Genomic DNA, 20,445 nt, shown 5'->3' on the forward strand with positions numbered 1-20,445 from the left:
TAGTTGTTTAATCAAACAAATTATCAATTTCTTCATCACTAAGGTTTAAGGTTTCAAAATCTGATGAAGTAAATTCTTTTGTTTGCATTTGACAACAGGATTGGATATATGTCTGTAGTCGTTCTAGATAATCTGAAAATAAATTTTCTAAAAAATTCTTTTGAAAATGACTTGTACTAAATGTCACATGAATTTCTAAGCTTTTATTCTTAACCATAGCCACAATATCCAATAATGCAGTAATATGATTATCTTTTGATTGTTCACTGCCACTTTGATAATCAACAATAGTAAACCATCCATCCCCGAGAGAATTATCTATCTCTCCTAAATAGTTAAAACGAATTATATTTTGAGTTAAATCTTTGCAAGAAGGAAACTTCTCTTTAAGAATTCCATATCCAATTCCCTTATTAGGTCTTTTACGAACCTCTTCTTTAACACTCTTTATTTGATTAGCAATATTATGCGAAACTTGTAATACAATAGGATACATCGTTGTAAACCACCCTACTGTACGTGAAATATCAAGATGCTCAAATAATTCCTCTCGACCATGACCTTCTAACTCAAATTTAATTTGATCTTGGTTTGTATATTCACCTAAATTTTCTGTCAACACAGCAAGTAACAACTCCATTGGTTGTGTATTGTAAGGCACATTTGCAGTAGTTAATAGTTTTCTTGTATCATCTGCATTCAATGTAAAGGTAAGAGTCGTACAACTTTCAACAGTACTATTTTCTTTTTCTCTATTAATTTGAAAATTATTATCTAGCGTGTTATCTATGGATTCCCAATAATCTAATTCAGCATGTACTAAATTAACTCCTCGACTATTTAAAGCTTCAGACCAATCTTGGAAAGAGTTAGTTTTTAATGGTAGCGATGGAACTTCTCCTAAATACAAGCTATTCAAACATCGGTTTGCATCTTCAATTAAAATACGCCAGGACACAGCATCAACAATAAGGTGGTGTGCAGTTAATAATAACAACTGTTGATCATTTGAAAGCTGGAATAAGGCCCCTTTAAATAATGGTCCTACATTCAAATTTAAACTTCCTTTTAACTCTTCACCTTTTATATGAACCTGATTCAAAGCCATTTCAATTGGAATTTCAGACAAATCAAACATGGTAACCTTAGAATCAACAATGGACATATCTTCGTCATAATAGAAGTAATCCTGCTTATCCTCGTACCTTAACCGTAACAAATCATGATGATGCATGATCGTATTTAACATCTTATTAACATATTCTTCTTTAACCGGCTTCTTCAAAGACAGTAATACCGATTGATTCCAATGATGCGGGTTCTTAAACTGTTGATCAAGGAACCAACGCATAATAGGCGTAGGCTCTACCTTTCCTGTTACCAATGTTTGTGAGACTGTAACATCTTTTTGTTTAACTAACATTGCTGCCAATTCACTTACAACTGGATAATTTAGTACATCTTTAACTCTAACTTTCCATCCCAGTTCTTGTAATCTAGCGCTCACTTGGATCGCTTTAATAGAATCTCCACCTAAATGATAAAAATTACTATGCAATTCGATTCTATCAGTCTGTAATATTTCCTTGAGAACTTCACTAACCATTCCAGTAACATCTTCATCTACTTCTTCTAAATGAGTATGATTAGAACCGTTATTTAACATCGGATCTGGCAACGCTTGACGATCTACCTTTCCATTGATAGTAAGCGGTAGCTGATCCATATAGATAAAAAATGAAGGAATCATATAACTTGGTAGCATATGCGAAATAAAACTGCGTATTTCTATATTTTGAACACTGTCTTTCAAAACAATGTAAGCAACTAGATGATTTGAATTATCCTCACCTTGCCAATTCACCACTACTACATCTTTAACAGACTTGTGTTGTAACAGTGCATTCTCAACTTCCCCTATTTCAATACGATATCCTTTAACTTTCACTTGAGAATCCATCCGTCCTTGATACTCAATTAATCCATTTGGCAACATGACAGCTAAGTCACCACTTCGATACATCTTCTCACTCGAAATAAATGGATTGGATAAAAAACGTTGCGCTGTTAAATCCGGACGATTTAAGTAACCTTTAGCTACCCCATCACCCGATATATAAATTTCTCCTTTTACACCAATAGGAACCGGCTGAAGATTCTTATCCAATAAATATATTTGAACATTATCAGCTGGTGTACCAATTGGTACGGATGCTCTTCGATCTAGATCTGGATCATAACGATGAATCATACATCCAACCACAGTTTCAGTTGGTCCATATTCATTAATTATTTCAACTTTACCGCTAAAAAGATCATATATCTTTTCGGCTACTGAGGTTTTCAAATCCTCTCCACCCACAATCAATCTGCGAAGAGATGAAACTCTTGGGGGTGAATAGTTATTTAACAATGCTAAATGTGAAGGAGTAACTTTCAACACTGTTACTACATTTTCCTTGAGTATTTTTGACAAAATAAACTCATCTTCATTATCATGATATATTACTAACAATAAACCACTTATTAAAGGAGTGAATATTGAAGTTACTGTTAAATCAAAAGAAACGGATGAATATAATGCAAAAACATCATTTTCACTACTAATATAGTTCTTTTTAGCCCAGGAAATATAGTTAACCAATCCACATTGAGTGATTACAGTTCCTTTAGGATTCCCCGTGGTTCCAGAGGTATAAATTATATATATTGGATCATTTGGTGCATTTACTAGGTTTAGATTGGCATTATCTCCTTCATAAAGTTTCTGATCACATATATTAATTTTCTCACCTAAATATTCTAAATTACCCTCATTTGTATAGTCAGTTAAAAGTAATGTTGTGCCGCTATCATTCAAAATATAACGAATTCGGTCCTCTGGGTAGGAAGGATCTATAGGCAAATATGTACCTCCAGCCTTAATAACTCCCCAAATTGCAATTACTATCTCAAGTGAATGTTTAGCTAGTATACCCACGACTTGACCATTTTTGACTCCTTTTTCTCGTAACTTTCTTGCTAACTGATTAGATTTCTTATTTAATTCAAGATAAGTCATTGATCTATCAGCATGTTGAATTGCTATTTTTTCTGGTGTCTGTTTTACTTGTTCTTCAAATAATTCTTGAATAGTTTTTTCTTTCGGATACACAACAGCTGTATTGTTAAATTTCTCTAACATAAACTTTTGCTCATCATCCGATAACAAAGATAATTCTTTTATCGATTGATCTTCATTACGTAAAACTTGTTCTATTAAAGCTAAAAACCTTTCATGCATACAATTGATTTGATCTTCTTCAAAATCCGCGACTTTATAATCATATTGAATTTCTAAACCTTCATCTGCCCATTCCTTAATAACTAACTGCAATGAATAGGCTTGGTAACCACTGTAAAACTCCACGTTTTCTAAAGAAAATCCATCAATAGTATTTTTAAGTTTTGTATTATAGTAATTCACACTATATTGAAATAAACCATCGTATCCTTTACTAGTCAATTGCAAGTCTTTTACCAATAAGTTATAAGGATAACGCTGGTGAAATAGACATTGTTTTATTTCATGATTTACTCTTTTAATGAAAGATAGAACACTCTCATCTTCATCCACATTTAACCGTAACGGCATTGTGCTAGTAAACATACCTACTATTTTCTTTTCTAGTACACCGGAACGATTTAGTACAGGAGATCCAATGATTATGTCTGATTGATCATACATTTTATGAATATAAATAAGCATAAAGGTTGAAAATAATGTATTCATAGATATTCTATGTTTTTGTATAAAAGACTGTAGAGCAACCGATTTTTCTTTTTCAATTAAAAATATCTTTCGTTTCCCTTCTAGAGAATGAGATGTTTTTGATAAAAAGAAATCTGGCAGATTCATAAATTTCTCATTCCAATAATTCTTATTTTTTACGTATCGAGGGGATTCCAGATATTTCTCCTCTGCTTGTAAATAAGACAGATAAGTAGATTCAACCGTATCATTTATATGCTCATCATTCTTTAACTTAGAGTAAAAATCGATAATTTGACTCGTCATAAGTTGGATTGTCCAACCATCAGCTATAATATGATGAAACTTAACAAAATAGGAGCTTTCTACATCACTTATTTTCAAGAGCACAAATTCAAACAGAGGGCCTCCTTCAAGTGGAATTTGTTTTTGAAATTCATCCTGGGCCCATTTTCTAGCTTCTAAACTTGGATTATGATGATTAGAAAAATCAATTAAACGTATTGGTGTAGGTTCAAATGGTGATATATATTGGTGGGGTTCTCTATGTTGTTGAAAAATCCGTAGACGTAAACCATCATTTTTCTTAATGAATAATTGAATTGCTTTTTCTAAAATTGTAAAATTAATTTCCCCATTAATAAGAACCATCCCTCCGATGTTATACATAGATGTGTTTGGATAAATTTGTTCATTATACCAAACTCTTTTTTGTGGATGCGTAAGAGAATGCTTTACAATTGTTTGTTGCATATTTCCACTTCCCCTCTATCCACATCCGTTGGTATTTCCGGAAATTGTATATTAATATAGTGAGGATAAGGATTTATATTCTCAAGATTATGTTCTAAAATTAATATTCCATTTTCGTTGCTAGTTTCCTTAAATCCAGCTAATCGGTACGTAACAAACATCATACGGTTACGGTCAGTCTGTCGAAACTCAGCCAAAAAGCGTTTACCTGCCTGTTTTGTCCTTTCCATTAGATATGTGAGGAGTATAGTACCAACGCCACGGGACATTACACGACAAGACATGAGAAGAAGTTTTAGGCAGTCGGCTTCCTCCGTCCTTTTTACAAGTGTTAAACCAATCTTCCCATAGGAGCCATATTTGTCTGATAACTCACAAACTAATAATAAATAATCTGGATGATTACGATAATAGTTTAATTCATCATAATCATAGGTAATACCAGTCGAATTTAATTGATTCGTACGTACTGTTAACTCCTCTGCACGCTGCAAATCTTCCTCACGAGCCTCACTAATCACAAAATTCATCCCAAGTGAAGCTAAAAATTCTTCTTTTGGGCCTTCATATTCTTCTTCATCCTTCGTTCTCTTAAGATTTTCTAAATACATCAGTCTTCGACGACCTGAATCTTCTGTAATTCTTTTTGGTTGTAGTCGTGGCAAGTCTAATAACGACTTATATTCATTCACATGTATACACAGAATATCATTATGAACACTCTGTACTTCTTCTAATTCAAAAGGTTGGTCATCAATGAACGCAAAAGTATCAATACCTATGTTTAAATTTTTTCTAATTTTCTCAATGGAACTAGATTTAGAGTTCCAATGAATCTCCGGATATAAAAAATACTCTTCTATTCCAAATTCCCGTAATTTAGCTATTGCATCTTCGTAGTTATTTTTACTAGCAACTGATTGCAGTATTCCACGTCGATCTAATTCACATATAATTTCATAAATTCCAGGTTTTAAAGTAACTGTACCACTCTCTAATAAAACACCATCCCAAATTGTACAATCTAAGTCCCAAACAACACATTTAATTTCCTTACTCATGATAATGCCTCCTTTGTTTTATTCATTTTCACAGTTCCCATCTCCATCACTATAAGCTTATCTGCCAAATGAAAATATTGATCGTCGTGAGTAATAGCAATAATACATTTACCCTTTGCTCGCATTTGAGGTAACAATTCTTCATAAAAGAAGCGTCTATAACCAGGATCTTGATCCGCTGCCCATTCATCAAATAAAAGTATAGGTCGATCTTCCAAATACGTAACCAGCAATGCCAACCTTTTCTTTTGTCCAGTTGATAGTTGCGTAGTAGTAAAGCGCCCATTCTCAATGCCAACCTTGTCACTCAGTTGGAGAAGTTCTAAATAATGATCGATTTCTGCTTTCATTCCTTCTGTATTAATTCCATATAGCCTATCAAAAACATGAAAATCACTCAGGATAGCTGAATAGTATTGATTCAATTCCTCTGGAGCTATTTCTTTTCCATTTAATAAAATGTTACCTTCATTAGGTTCATATAACCCAGTAATCAGTTTTGATAAAGTAGATTTTCCACTCCCATTACCACCAGCAATAAAGACTATTTCTCCAGAATTAAACTCCATGTCTATTGGACCAATACCAAAACCAGTAAAATCTCCATCTTTATTCTTATACTTATAACTTACATTTTGTAGCTGCAAACAAATTGGCACATCTAAGTACTCTTTTGTTGTCGCGATTTGCTCATTTGCCTTTATATGATCTACACTCTTCACCATTTGTTGAATACGTTGCCAAGAAATACGTACATTTACGAGCTGAGGGATACCGCCCAGTATTTCATTAACTGGACCTGTCATATACAGAAAAACGATTACATAGTTACTTATCGTCTCTTTCGGCATATTAACAAAAATTTCTGGAAATACGAAAACTACAATACCAATAACAAAAATGAATAATAGTTCTCCCAGAACAAACACATTTGCAAATTTAATATCTCCTATCGTTCGTTTAACACGATAGTTATTACAGCTTTCATTCATAACTTCTCGAAAATCGTTTCGTTTTCCAGTATGAAGCCTAAGCTCTTTGAAACCATGCCTTAGATCACCAATCAAACGAAAATATACATTCTGAATATCTCTTGTTTCATTCCAAACTTTATCTGCTTGTCGTCCGATCAAAGAATATACCCCTGCAGTAATAAAGATGATACACAAGGATAGTAAAAAGGCATACATATTCATTACACCAAGATAGAGAAAACAAAATAGTAACGTTAATAAACTTGTTCCAGCAGTAACTAATAGATTGAGAGAACGAGAGATAACTTCCGTATCGTTATTTAATGTCGCCTCTATTCGGCCCTTCTCAATCAACTCCAATTTGTAATAAGGAGTCTGTAACAACTTATCTGTTAATTCCATCCTTTTTTCATAAACTAGCTCGTTTGTATACGATACAATGCTAGTTCTAATAATACGTTGTGAAAAGACATACATAACGATTCCAAGTACAAAGTAAAACAACAAGCCATTTTCCAAATTATTTGATCTAACAAACGTTTCATTAATCACAAAAATGAGAAAGGCATTACCAAATCCTGATATTAATCCCAAAACAATTAAAGTCAAAAGCGACTTTCCCTTTTGTCTTGGAAAACAAAGATTTAAGAATGTATGGATAACATAGGCCAAACCCACCCCAGCAATTGCATATATTGCAAGTACAACAGTTGAAGGAGCCCAAACTTTTATAAATGCCCACGGAAGCCCTCCAAACAAGAGATTTGGTAGTTGATAAAGTGCATAAATCATTAGCCCATATATCGCAACAACTAATACCATATGTAACCATGTTTTTCCCGTTGGTAATATAAACTTTCTTTTTCTAAAAATAATCTCCCTGATTAAATGAAATAACATGACCAATAACGTTAGTAAACACAAAGATGAGATCACAAATAAGGCTGTTCCTATTTGATCCGTTTTCTTATATTCATCATAGAGTAACGGTTTAACTTCTTTATCTATCATCATATTTAAAAGACTGCTACCGATATAGTAAGTGTAATTACTATTCAGATTCGCTAATACTACGACCCCTATCTGTTCCTCATCACGGAAACCAATATACGATGAATAATTTGGGTTACTTCCACCATGTGAAATTTCCCCTCCACCACTTTGATAGACCTCCCATCCAGCTGCATATGAAGCTCCATTGCTATCTGGGGCAACCTTTCTATTCGCTTTATGAGAATCGTTAATCAATTCCTCCGGAAACATCCTAGGCTTTTCAACCCCAAGCTGTAATTTTAACCATCTTTCCATATCATTTATATTTGAAATAAAATATCCAGCCGGTGTATTCCCCCTATAATTAGGAGCGTCATAGGGTAATGATTGTAAGAAATTACGCTTGTAACCTTGGGCCATGTTATCTAATGGGGCCATCTCACGTCCAGCGTATGTACTCAATAAATCCAACTTTGATAGCACATGATCTTGAACATATCTTTCAAATGATTGATTAGTTGCCTTCTCGATTACTAATCCTAATAGATCGTAGTTAACCGTAGAATATTCAAAACTGCTACCCGGCTCTCGGTTTAGTCCTATTGGCATAACATTCCTAATCGTTTTCTCAATAGAATCTTTGCCATTGGTTATAGGAATATATCCAATGGCCTTTTCCGGTATTCCACTAGTATGGTGTAATAAGTCATAAAGTGTAATTTCATAAGGTTTGCCTTTATACTCCATTTCAAACCATGAAACATATTTAGTTAAAGAATCACTAAGTTTAATTTTCCCTTCTTTTTCTAGCTGCAATACAGCTAATGCCGTAAAAGCTTTTGAAGTAGAACCTAGCTCGAAAAGCGTCTCATTCGTAACTTGACGTTTATTGTCTATATCGGCATAACCATAATTCTTCTTATAAATCGTTTCGTTTCCTTTTACAATTACTACTGAAAGTCCAGGAATACCCGCTTGAGATATTTGTTCTTCTATATGCTTCTGTATTTTCTTCTCATTAAACTGTACCGTTTCCTGCGCTTCCACCTGTCGATAAGGGAGTACTATTAAAGTCATTAAAATGATAAACTTCAACCATATGTTTAACTTCATATTTTTAGCCCTCTTTTAGTTAACTTGGATTAACTTTTCAATTTTCTTTTTAAATGGTTGCACAACATTTTGACCAATACGTTCAATTTCATGCTCACTAATCTGAGAAGTAATAAGAAAATAATTTGCCCCTATTTCCCAAAAATCAGTTAATGTCGAGATGACTTCCTCATAGCTACCAACTATAGAAATTGAATTAGATGGGTTAACTAAACTTAGACCTCCCCAAAGATGATCATCTATCCACATACTATCTTTTGTAATTAAATCTTTGTATCGGCGAAGTCCAACAGAATCTGCATTATCTAAAAATAGCTTAGTCATCCTCTTTAAGGCTGCTGGTGTTCTCTCAAGTAATTCATATGCTTCTTTATATGCTTCTTCCGAAGTCTCACGAGCAATGATGTCTACTAAAATAGCACCTGGAATTTTCTCGCGCCCATATTGCTTAGCGTAATTATTAACTGTTTGATAGTGTTCTCTAAGACTTTTGCGGTCTGTTGCATAAAGTATATAAGCATCACCATACTCTGCAGCTACTCTCATTGCCTCCTCGGAGGACCCCGCTACAAAGTAGCGGGCACTTCGAGAGAGATCTTCCTTTGGATAAATATCACTATTTTCTACTTGATAAAACTCACCTTTATAGCTAGTTACTCCTCGTCTTAATTGTTGTAACAGCTCAATATATTCTTTTGTCCTAGCATATCGAACATGGTGCGGTTCTGGTAATCCATCACGCGCAAGGACAAGCGAGGCACTTCCAGTTACAATGTTAATATCTGCACGATTACCAATTAAACTATTTAAAGTATTCAATGCTTTTGCTGTTACGGTAGGAAGCATCTGGTTTGTATTTTGCGCAACCAAAATCTTTACAAACTCCGTATTCATTCCAATCATAGACGCTGCTATCATTGGATCAACAGATGTTGGTGCAATGGAAACCAATACCGAGTCAAAGTTATTCTTCTCAGCTCTTTTAGCTTGATTAACATATTCCTCTAGAAGTTCTTTTGTTTGTGGTGTTGGAATAACAGGTAATCCCCAGCAAAACTCAACTTTTGACGGAACTACTTCTTTATTAATCATGTTGTTCCCCTCCCTTTACTACTTTCTACTTTTTAAAGCAGATAATGTATTTTTCATAACCGATTTCGCTTTCAATAACTCTTTTTTATTTGTTAAATTGTTATTTACTTCTTGATTACTTAAATATTTAGCAAGAGATTTAATTGACGTATGCTCATAAAGAACAACTATAGGTAAGTCTCGTTTAAAGGCCTCTTTTAATTTCACATTAATACGAACAAGATCTAAAGAACTCATTCCTAGATCGAAGAAATTATCGTAAATTCCTATTTCTTCGATTCCAAACATATCTTTTAATAATTCGTATAATTGTTGTTCAATTTCATTAGTTGGTGGTCTATACGTTGTGGAAACATCTGAACGATTCTGCTTTAATCTATTCTTACTTCCTTTTTCCAATAGTTCATTATAATAGTTGGCACCATTTAAAAGTTTCCAATGTAAATCTATTGGAGAAACCACGACTTGTTGTTGATTTCTATTGATGATACTACGGAATACTTTTAAACCCTCTTCTACAGTTACACCATCATGTAATACACTTTCCATATCCATATTAAATTGCTTTGCCCATATTTTAGCCGACTTAAGTGACATACCCACCTCTTGCCAATCTGGCCAATTAATAGCTACAGTGAACACTCCATCATGAGCCCGCTTATAAAACGCAAATGCATCTAAAAATTCATTCGCTGCATTATAACCACTCTGACCAAATTTCATATGATACGCCACATTACCAATTGATGAACATAATACGAAGAAATCAATTGGTTCATCTTTTAATAAAGCATCGAGTACTAGTGTACCTTTAATTTTCGGAGCTAAAATTTTATTATTAGATTCTTTTTCACGATTCATCATAATACCTAGATAATCAGCGACACCTGCTGCATGAATTACGCCATTAATAGAACCAAAACGAGATTTAGCCTTTTCAATTGCCTGTTTCATATCATCTTGATTGGAAACATCAGAACTTAGGATCATGTATTCTGCACCTTGAGACTCCATTGTCAACAAATCAGAAATAACTCGGCTTACACGCTCGTCTTTATTTTCTAAGTACTGTTCCCATTGATTACGTGGTGGGAACTCTGAGCGGCCAATCAATATAAGTTTGACATTTGGTACTCTATTAGCTAAATCTTTTGCAATTTCAAATCCAATTCCACCAAGTCCACCAGTAATTAAATAAACGCCACCCTCTCGTAATCTATCAATTTCTACATCTTCTTCCTCAAAAGGACTTTGAATAATCGTTTGCGCCCATCGATGACGTCCTCGATAAGCTACAACTATATCAGTAGAATCCACAAAACTCTCCATTAAACCCGCTTCTTCAAACATTTGTTGAGAATCTGTATCCATATCAATGGTACGACATTTTATATTTTGAAACTCAAGATTGCATATTTTTGAAAAGCCTAGAATTGTAGCTTGCTCTGGCTTTAAGTTCAGCTCTGTACCTGTAACTTCAAACATACGGTCAGTAAAAATGTTTAACTGTAATGCGCCCTCATAATTAATTTTCCCAATTGCTTGTGCAATATAAAGTAACGAATAATATCCTTCATCCATTGATCGTTCAATTCTCTCTTGATCGAGAATAACATCATTAACTGGATTAAAGCTCCAAGCATGTATAATCTTATTTGGTAATAAATCTTTTTGTTCTAATTCTGAAAATAGCATTTCATAATGCATTTTTTGAGATGGACATATCGTATATAAACCGTCGGATTTTTCAGAGAAAATACCACCTGTTTTAACTTCAATTACATCATGACCTTCTCTTTTTAATTTTTCTATCAGTCGATTGAATCGATTTAGATGATCATTGAAAATAAGCCATTTATATTTTTGTTCTTTCTTTATTTGTATAGATTTTAATGTTTTGCGTTCCCAAGAAGGCAAATAAAACCAGTCTTTAATATTAGCCTGTTTATTATGGCCTCTTGTTTCCTGAGTTAAACTCTGAGATTGAGTATTAAAAAATGGATCAGCTTTAAATCGTTTTTTCATGAAAGGATACGTTGGTAAATCTAATAACCTTTTATTCTCACTGTTATTAAAAGTATTCCAATTTATAGTTCCACCTTGCATCCATAACCGTCCCATTTGCTTGCATAAATGCTCGAAGTCATTTGATTTATCCAGAGGATGACGTAACATGTTTAAAGCCAATTGATCTTTACTTCTATTTAAATGTTTTAATACAAAAGTTGATAATGCATTACCTGGGCCAATCTCAAGGCAAATTACATTTTTTAAATGAAAAATTTCAGATAATCCCTTTGAAAATTGAACAGTACTTCGTAGATGCTGTGCCCAATAAGAAGGTGATGTGGCTTCATTTGCTGTAATCATTTCACCTGTAACATTAGATATATAAGGTATTTTAGGACTTGATAATTTTATATTTCCTACAGCTTGCTCAAATGCATCTAGAACTTCATCCATCATTCGAGAATGGAAAGCATGCGAAGTAAATAGACGCGTTGTCTTTACTCCATGATTTAAAAGTAATTCCTCAATCTTATTGATTGAAAGTACAGTACCAGAAATTACTGAATGTTGAGAGGAATTTACAGCTGCTATATCTACATCATCTGTTATATAGGTTTGTAATTCATCAACAGATAAATTTACACTTAGCATAGCGCCTTCTGATACGCTATTCATTAACTTCCCTCTAATCATTACTAAATGTAATGCATCTTCATAAGACATTACTTCTGCTAAACAAGCTGCTACAAACTCACCAATACTATGGCCAAACATGACCCTTGGATAAACTCCCCAATTCATTAGAAGCTTGGCTAATGCATATTCAATAGTGAATAGTAGAGGTTGCGTCATTGAAGTTCTATTTAACTGTTCAGTTGCTTTATCCTCTGTCTCCTTTGTAGGATACAAAATATTTTTCATGTCTATATCTAACCAATTTGAGAGTAAGGCTAAACCTTGATCAACGTGTTCACGAAATACAGGTTCATTTTCATATAAATCTCTACCCATATTGATATACTGTGATCCTTGCCCTGAAAAAAGAAAGGCTAAAGGTCTACTCTCCATTGCGTTTGTTTTCTCTAGTCCCGTATCACCAAGTTTTTCTATGGCATCCTCTATTCCATTAACAACTACAGCAGTTCTGTATGGAAATTCACGACGACCTTTTTGTAATGTATAAGCTGTATCAGATAGTGATATCTCTCGATTCCCCTTCAAATGCAATAATAGATCGTTAGTAGCTTTATCTAAGGATTCCTCTGTTTTTGCTGAAACAGTTAATAAGTTCCAAGATTGTTTTTCAAAATTCTTAGCATTGTCAGGAACAGACTCTAACACTATATGTGCATTAGTTCCACCCATCCCAAACGAACTAACACCCGCTCTTCTTACCTCTCCTTTCCATGGGATAAGTTCCGTATTTACACGAAACGGATTTTTTCCAAAATCAATGCTAGGGTTTGGGTTATTATAATGAAGGCTCGGCGGAATTTTCTTGTTTTTCAAAGCTAAGACCGTCTTTATAAATCCTCCAACTCCTGCTGCAGCATCTAAATGTCCAATGTTCGTCTTCACTGATCCAATTAAAATTCTACCTGGTTCTTGCTTACCAAAAGCTAACTTCAATGCTTCTACTTCTATAGGATCACCTAGTTGCGTACCAGTACCATGAGTTTCTATATATGAGATTTCTTCAGGCTTAACGCCAGCTATTTCATGAGCCGATTTTATAACAGCAGCTTGTCCATCAACCCCTGGCGCTGTAAATCCAGCCTTATTGGACCCATCATTGTTTACTGCAGCCCCCTTAATAACTCCATGTATTAAATTCCCATCTCGAAGAGCGTCCTCCAACCTTTTCAGTACTACAATACCAGCACCATTTCCACCCACTGTTCCTTGAGCATCCTTATCAAAAGCTCGACAATGACCATCTGGTGAGAAAATCATACCATCTTCATATAAATATCCTGTTTTTGTTGGATAAGTTATACTTACTCCCCCGGCCAGAGCTATATCGCATCGTCCATCAATAAGATCTGCCCATGCGTTTTGAATAGCAACTAAGGAGGTAGAACAAGCTGTTTGTACTGTAACCGCTGGTCCTTTTAGATTTAATTTATAAGCCAATCGAGTAGCAAAGAAATCTTTTTCGTTTAACAACATTGCTTGGAAATCTTCTAATGTATTAGAAGATTCACTGGCAATAGAACGAAGCCAGTGGAAATTTGGTGATCCTCCAACATAAACTCCTGTATTCATATGAGAAGAATTAACCTCACCTGCTTGTTCTAGTGCTTCCCATGCGCATTCATGAAGTATTCGCAGTTGTGGATCCATCATTTCAGCTTCTTTTAGACTGTAATCAAAAAATTCATTATCGAATGCATCTACATCTTCTAAATACCCTTTAGATTTTATATAATTAGGTTTTTGAATCACTTCTTTTGGTATGCCCATCTCACTAAGTTCTTCATCTGTAAATGTACGAATGGATTCTATCCCTTGTTCTAAATTTGACCAGAATTGCTTAAGATTAGAAGCGCCTGGCATACGAACCGCCATACCAACCACTGCTACATCATTTTTATTCATAGATAAAAAATTTTCTTTCTTAACTTCTTCAGGTTGGTGTTCCATAGCATTATCACTTCTAAAGTAGGAAGCTTGATCATGAACCGTTGGGTATCGGAATAACATAGGCATTGTAAGTTCTTTTTCAAACTTGCTTCGTAAACGAGAGAACAATCGAACCATTTTTAAGGAGTTCCCTCCAACATCAAAGAAATTATCATACAACCCTACTTTTTCTACCCCCAAAACTTCCTTCCAAACATCAGCTACCGTTGTTTCAAGCTCATCTAGTAAATCATTTGGTTGTACTAACTTAGTAGGCTTAGGTAAAGCACGACGATTAACTTTTCCATTCGTAGTTAATGGCATTTCACTTAAAAGTACAAAATACATAGGTATCATATACGAAGGTATTTTGTCAGTAAGATAATAACGTAATTCATTTTGAGATATATCTTGATCAGTTAGTATATAAGCACACAGTTCTTGTTCCTCTCCAAAAGCAATAGATAAAACTACCGCTTCCTTCACATCCGCATGCTGTTGTAAATGATGTTCTATTTCTCCTGTTTCAATTCGATAACCACGTATCTTCACTTGATGATCACTACGACCTATATACTCCATTTCGCCATTTTCAAGAATACGGACTAAATCTCCTGATCTATATAATCTTTCACTTGGATTATAAGGATTCTGTATAAAACGTTCACTGTTTAGTTCAGGACGATTTAGATATCCCCGCGCAACTCCATATCCTCCAACATAAAGTTCCCCTTGCATTCCCTTAGGTGTAGGATTCATATGTTTGTCAAATACATAGCACGAATACGTAGGAAGAGGCACGCCTATAGCACTAAGATTACTGTGCATTTCTTTTTCTCCAATTTCCTTATAAGTAACATGTACTGTCGTCTCAGTTATTCCATACATATTTACTATGACCGTATTAGGTGAACGCTTAAACCAACTTTGCAGTAAACCTGGCTTCAGCATTTCTCCTCCAAATGTAAGTAACCTAATTCTGAAAGAAAGTTTAGGCATTTCTTCAACTACTTGCTGAAAAACATAGAATGCAGATGGTGTTTGATTAAATATCGTTACTCCCTCATCTGCAACCAACTGAGCAAGTTTATACGTATCACGGATTGTTTTTTTTGTTGCCAGGACAAGACGTCCACCATAAGTAAGGGATCCAAATATCTCCCAAACTGACATATCAAAACAGAAAGAATGAAACAGTAACCACACATCATTACTAGAAAATTTAAAACTATTTGGTTGATGCATAACAAGTTGTATTACATTTCGATGTTCAATCATAACCCCTTTAGGACGTCCTGTTGTTCCAGAAGTATAAATGACATATGCTAAATTGGTTGGGGCAACATCTACTCTCTCGAAATCTTGCATAGGTGTCTCATTGAGTTCTTCAATAAAAAGCATTGTGCTATCAAATTTAACTTTATCCTCAAATAAATTTGAGGTTATTATTACATTTGAACCACTATCTTGAAGAATAAAATCAATTCGTTCCTGAGGATAATCAGGATCAATTGGAACATAGGCCCCACCTGCTTTTAAAATACCAAGTAGAGAGATAATCATATTAAATGAGTAATCCAACATTACAGCTACTGGAGAATCTAAAGTTACACCTTCTTTTAGAAGAGCAAATGCCACTTTATCCGCACGCTCATTCAACTCTCCATAAGTCATCTCACTATTCTCAAATGTAAGTGCCACTCTCTCAGGATGCTTTTCAGCTTGCATCTCAATTAATTGATGAAGTGTTGTGTGTGGGAATGTAGCACTTTGATTTTGACCACCTTGAAGCAAAAACTTTTCTTCTGCCTCATCTAACATTTTAAGAGTTTGTATTGGTTGTCCTTCATCTAAAAGCATTGAATCTAATAGCTGTATAAAATGGTTAGTTATACTGGTAATAATGGATTCATCAAATACATCTTCAGGCCACATCATTGCAAGTTTAATAGAATCGAAACACTCTATTGAGACAGTTAAATCATAGTTGGTCATTTCATTTACTTCATAACCTGAAATTCTTACACCTTCATCAATTTCTTTCAGCTTTTCTATATCAAGAGGGTAATTCTCAACTACCATAATAGTGTCAAATGACACGTTTAAATCAACAATTGGAGTCGTTTCATATTCAGTTCTTCTTTGGACATCACTTTGAATTATTTGTAAAAGATCTGAAACAGTCATTCTCCCATCAGCACTTACACGAAGTGGTGGTGTATTTATAAATAAACCTACCATTTCACTCAGACCATGCATTGGAATTGAACGACCAGATACTGTTGTACCGAATATTACGTCCTCTGAATTTTTGTATCTTTGTAATAATAGACCCCAGGCTGTATAAAATAATGTAGCCAATGTTACACCTTGATTACTTGCAAAACTTCGGAATCTATCACTTCGCTCTTTATCTATCTCTTTTACATATGTTTTTGCTTTTTTTAGTTCATTAGAATTCTTATTGGATAAATTTATTTGTTCAGTTAATTCATTTAAATATTGTTCCCAAAAAAGCTTTTGTTTTGATTTATCTTGTTTTTGTTGCCATAGTATATATTCTTTAAATTTCTTTTTATTTATAGATGATGGTACCTCTCCCTTTATTAACTCTCGATATACCTCAATAAACTCTTGTAAAATAATACCATTACTCCAACCATCAAACAAAATATGATGATGACGTAAAACCATTTCATATTCGCCTTCGTTCAAATGGCACAGTTCGATAGAAAAGGGAACTGTTTGTAAATCAAAGCTTTCTGTATTATTAGAGACTTTACCATCACTATACATAATCTTCGGAGTATGCTTTTTTAGTATAAGTTGTACAGGTTGTTTAACTTTTTCCCATCGAAAAATTGTACGTAGCATTTCATTTTCCCGCGTCACATAATTCCACGCCTCTTCAAACTTTGGAATATTAATTTTTCCAGTTAAGCAAAGTCGAAGTTCTTCATGATATAGCTTTCCTTCGGGTTCTTTCAAATAATGATAAAGAATTCCTTCCTGCACTGGTGTAAGGGCGATTACATCTTCAATATCTTCTTTATGAATCTTTACTGCTTTCCTCATTAACAGAACCTCCTACAAGTGTGGTATGGTGTGAATATTTATCGGAACCTAATAAGGCAAGTGCTTTTCTATCTATCTTTCCGCTATCCGTTAATGGCATTTCATTTACACGTACAAAACGGTTAGGTATCATATAATCTGGTAAAAATAAGCGAAGATATTTTTTTAACCTCTCTAACTCAATATCATTTTCTGACTCATAGAAAGCTATTAACTTAACTACCATCTCTGATTCTTGTCTTACAATTACCGCACATTGTAAAACTCCTTCACAAGACATTAAACACGATTCTATTTCCCCTAACTCAATACGAAGCCCATTAACTTTAACTTGAAAATCAATTCTTCCATGAAACTCAATATTCCCATCCGATCTTATTAAAGCTAAGTCACCAGTTTTATATATACGGGTATCAAGGGAATATTGTACAAACTTTTCTGCCGTTAATTGCGGCCTATTTACATATCCACGTGCTAATCCTATACCTGAGATACATAATTCTCCTATATGGCCTTCAGGAAGTTTATTACCATATTTATCAACAACAAACATCTCAATATTCTTAATTGGTCGCCCTATTGGAACGCTCCCTTCTGTAATCTCATGTGTCGGACAATCATAAGCAGTCACATCAATGGTTGCTTCAGTAGGTCCGTACAGATTAGTAAGAAGTGTACCATTAGAGAAATTTAGCAACTTATTAAAACGGTTTACATGTTGAGACAGTAGTGCCTCACCACTAACAAATACTTGTTTCAACGATTTTATTCGGTTAGTTTCACCTGTCACATCAAGATAGTGTAAAAATGCACTTAACATAGATGGTACAAAATGCATAATTGTCACGTCATTACTTTCAGTTGTCTCAATAATAGCCTGTGGAAACTTCTCCATCCCCGGCGCAAGAATACATACTTTGGCTCCAACTATGGCCCACCAGAACATCTCCCATACGGATACATCAAATGTATAAGGGGTCTTTTGTAATATAGTATCCTTTGAACTAATTGGATAAGCCTCTTGCATCCACTCAATTCGATTTATTAAGGCCGAATGCTCAATCATAACACCCTTAGGTTTCCCGGTTGAACCGGAAGTGTATATTACGTACACAAGATCAGAGGGTTTGTTAATACACTCTAGATTTTCACTCTTTCCTTCATAGGAAATCGAATCTAAAGCCAACATATCAGCCTTCAAACTATCTTGAAAACGATGTAGGATTTGCTTTTGCGTCAGTATTAATTTAGCACCGCTATCTTCTATAATGAATTGTAATCGTGATGATGGATGGTTCGGGGAAAGCGGCAGATATGCTCCGCCCGCTTTTAATATCCCGAAAATTCCGACAACCATTTCGATAGATCGCTCTACCATAATACCTACAACTGTATCTGAACCAACTCCACCTTCACGTAAAAGACGAGCTAATTGGTTACTTTTTTCATTTAATTCCTTATAGGTTAATGTTTCTTTTTTAAAGATAACAGCAACCTCATCTGGCGTACGGACTACTTGTTCTTCAAACAGCTTTTGTATACATGTACTCATCCGGGTTGTATCACTCCTTTAGTTACAGGTATTTTTTCAATGGCACGTTTCGCTTTTTTAGCAAATCCCTTACCAAGTAATAGCTGATGAATCTGATTACTCCCCTCAACGATCTCCATTGTTTTAGAATCTCTAAAGCACCTTGATATTGAATAATTATCATTACAACCAAGTGCTCCCATAATCTGTACAGCATTCGTTGAATGCCTTGTACCTGAGCGCGATGCAAAATATTTTGCAATCATAATCTTTTCAGTAGCATCAGCTCGATGCTCATTTTTGGCCTTACAAGCTTCTAAACTAAGTAGTATAGAAGCTTCTAAATCTACTCCCATATCCGTAATCATATGTGAAATCATGCCATGATCAATTAGAGAGTTACCAAATGCACTTCTATGCAATACATGATTCCCACATATTTCCAAACAAGTACGTAATACACCAAGAGCAGCAAAGGCAATTGAAATACGCCCAAATTCTAAAGCATACGGTGCAAGGTAAGTAAAAGCAAATCCTGGTCTACCAATGATATTTTCTAAAGGTATTTCTACATTATTGAATTCAATTTCTGCCAAATATGCAGCTTTAAATCCAAGCATGTCTCTTATATGAGTAACATTTACACCCGCACTATCTTTTGGTACTAAACAGGCAACTGGTTGTTCACCATTTAGCTTTCCAAATACCAAAAACACATCAGCAGCTGCACCAAAAGTGATCCACTTCTTCACTCCATTAAGAATTAATTTATCCCCGTGTTGATCGAAGTTCGTTTTAATCATATTTAAATCTGATCCTGCTCCAGGTTCAGTAAGAGCTAATGCAGCTATTTGATTACCAGATGCAAGTAATGGTAACCACTGATTTTTTTGATTTTCTGTTCCCCATTTTAAAATCGTTTCTGTTACCATCGTATGGACATTAAATAATCCCGAAAGAGAGACACTACCTCTTGCTATTGCTTCAGTAAATAACCCATACGTTACATAATCCCACTCTAATCCACCATACTCCGCTGGAAGTGTTCCACCTAAATAACCATTTTTAGCACAAGTCTTTATTATGTCTGATGGAATGCCCTGTTCAATCTCCCAACTATTAGCGTAAGGTTCTATATTTTCATAAACAAAATCCAAAAAATTCTGATACATTTTATATTGAGATGGCTCTAAGTATTGTTTCATGTCCATTACCGAACCATTTGCTTATTTCTTATAAAATTACCAATAGAATTTACAGACTTATAGTTATCCATATCTAAGTCATCCATAGTTACCTTTATGGCAAATTCTTTTTCAAGAAAAGTCATCAATTGGATTGCAAATAAAGAATTAACTAATCCTTCTTCAAAAATCTCAGTATCATCATTAAATTCAATACCTACATGATCTTGAATATACATATGAATAATTTTTTCTAAATTTTTATCTTGCATTTTATACACCCCTA

The 20,445-nt window shown here is 34.4% G+C and carries 8 protein-coding genes; all 8 read right to left on the reverse strand.

What is annotated here, in order from left to right:
• Window positions 1–7: 7 nt before the first annotated feature.
• The 8 genes from ACXKY9_RS31395 to ACXKY9_RS31430 are packed head-to-tail and all read right to left on the reverse strand — an operon-like array spanning window position 8 to window position 20,431.
• Window positions 8–4,504: a non-ribosomal peptide synthetase gene (locus ACXKY9_RS31395; protein ID WP_016090578.1), complete on the reverse strand. Its 4,497-nt coding sequence runs from the start codon at window positions 4,502–4,504 to the stop codon at window positions 8–10.
• Window positions 4,486–5,565 carry an HAD-IIIC family phosphatase gene (locus ACXKY9_RS31400; protein ID WP_016090577.1) on the reverse strand — a complete coding sequence of 360 codons (1,080 nt, stop codon included), beginning with the start codon at window positions 5,563–5,565 and terminating at the stop codon, window positions 4,486–4,488. The genes ACXKY9_RS31395 and ACXKY9_RS31400 overlap by 19 nt, the downstream gene beginning before the upstream one ends.
• Window positions 5,562–8,645: a cyclic peptide export ABC transporter gene (locus ACXKY9_RS31405; protein ID WP_000773395.1), complete on the reverse strand. Its 3,084-nt coding sequence runs from the start codon at window positions 8,643–8,645 to the stop codon at window positions 5,562–5,564. Before ACXKY9_RS31405 ends, ACXKY9_RS31400 begins: the two co-directional genes overlap by 4 nt.
• 15 nt (window positions 8,646–8,660) lie before the next feature.
• A complete protein-coding gene (locus ACXKY9_RS31410; protein ID WP_000608549.1) occupies window positions 8,661–9,737 on the reverse strand; it encodes an LLM class flavin-dependent oxidoreductase in 1,077 nt (358 codons plus the stop codon).
• Window positions 9,738–9,755: 18 nt separating this feature from the next.
• Window positions 9,756–17,444, reverse strand: coding sequence for a hybrid non-ribosomal peptide synthetase/type I polyketide synthase (locus ACXKY9_RS31415; protein ID WP_016090576.1), 7,689 nt, complete (start codon window positions 17,442–17,444; stop codon window positions 9,756–9,758).
• A complete protein-coding gene (gene zmaJ, locus ACXKY9_RS31420) occupies window positions 17,419–18,996 on the reverse strand; it encodes a zwittermicin A synthase ZmaJ (protein WP_016090575.1) in 1,578 nt (525 codons plus the stop codon). The genes ACXKY9_RS31415 and zmaJ overlap by 26 nt, the downstream gene beginning before the upstream one ends.
• Complete coding sequence (locus ACXKY9_RS31425) at window positions 18,993–20,186, reverse strand: acyl-CoA dehydrogenase family protein (RefSeq protein ID WP_016090574.1); 1,194 nt, start codon at window positions 20,184–20,186, stop codon at window positions 18,993–18,995. The genes zmaJ and ACXKY9_RS31425 overlap by 4 nt, the downstream gene beginning before the upstream one ends.
• Window positions 20,186–20,431 (reverse strand): acyl carrier protein, encoded by a 246-nt coding sequence (locus ACXKY9_RS31430; protein ID WP_016090573.1) that lies wholly within the window; start codon window positions 20,429–20,431, stop codon window positions 20,186–20,188. The genes ACXKY9_RS31425 and ACXKY9_RS31430 overlap by 1 nt, the downstream gene beginning before the upstream one ends.
• Window positions 20,432–20,445 lie beyond the last annotated feature (14 nt).

The organism is Bacillus sp. 2175, from assembly GCF_057812155.1.

Bases quoted from the DNA above. Each gene is read 5' to 3' on its own strand.
- ACXKY9_RS31395 (WP_016090578.1), bottom strand. From the start codon at position 4,504: ATGCAACAAACAATTGTAAAGCATTCTCTTACGCATCCACAAAAAAGA.
- ACXKY9_RS31400 (WP_016090577.1), bottom strand. From the start codon at position 5,565: ATGAGTAAGGAAATTAAATGTGTTGTTTGGGACTTAGATTGTACAATT.
- ACXKY9_RS31405 (WP_000773395.1), bottom strand. From the start codon at position 8,645: ATGAAGTTAAACATATGGTTGAAGTTTATCATTTTAATGACTTTAATA.
- ACXKY9_RS31410 (WP_000608549.1), bottom strand. From the start codon at position 9,737: ATGATTAATAAAGAAGTAGTTCCGTCAAAAGTTGAGTTTTGCTGGGGA.
- ACXKY9_RS31415 (WP_016090576.1), bottom strand. From the start codon at position 17,444: ATGAGGAAAGCAGTAAAGATTCATAAAGAAGATATTGAAGATGTAATC.
- zmaJ (WP_016090575.1), bottom strand. From the start codon at position 18,996: ATGAGTACATGTATACAAAAGCTGTTTGAAGAACAAGTAGTCCGTACG.
- ACXKY9_RS31425 (WP_016090574.1), bottom strand. From the start codon at position 20,186: ATGGACATGAAACAATACTTAGAGCCATCTCAATATAAAATGTATCAG.
- ACXKY9_RS31430 (WP_016090573.1), bottom strand. From the start codon at position 20,431: ATGCAAGATAAAAATTTAGAAAAAATTATTCATATGTATATTCAAGAT.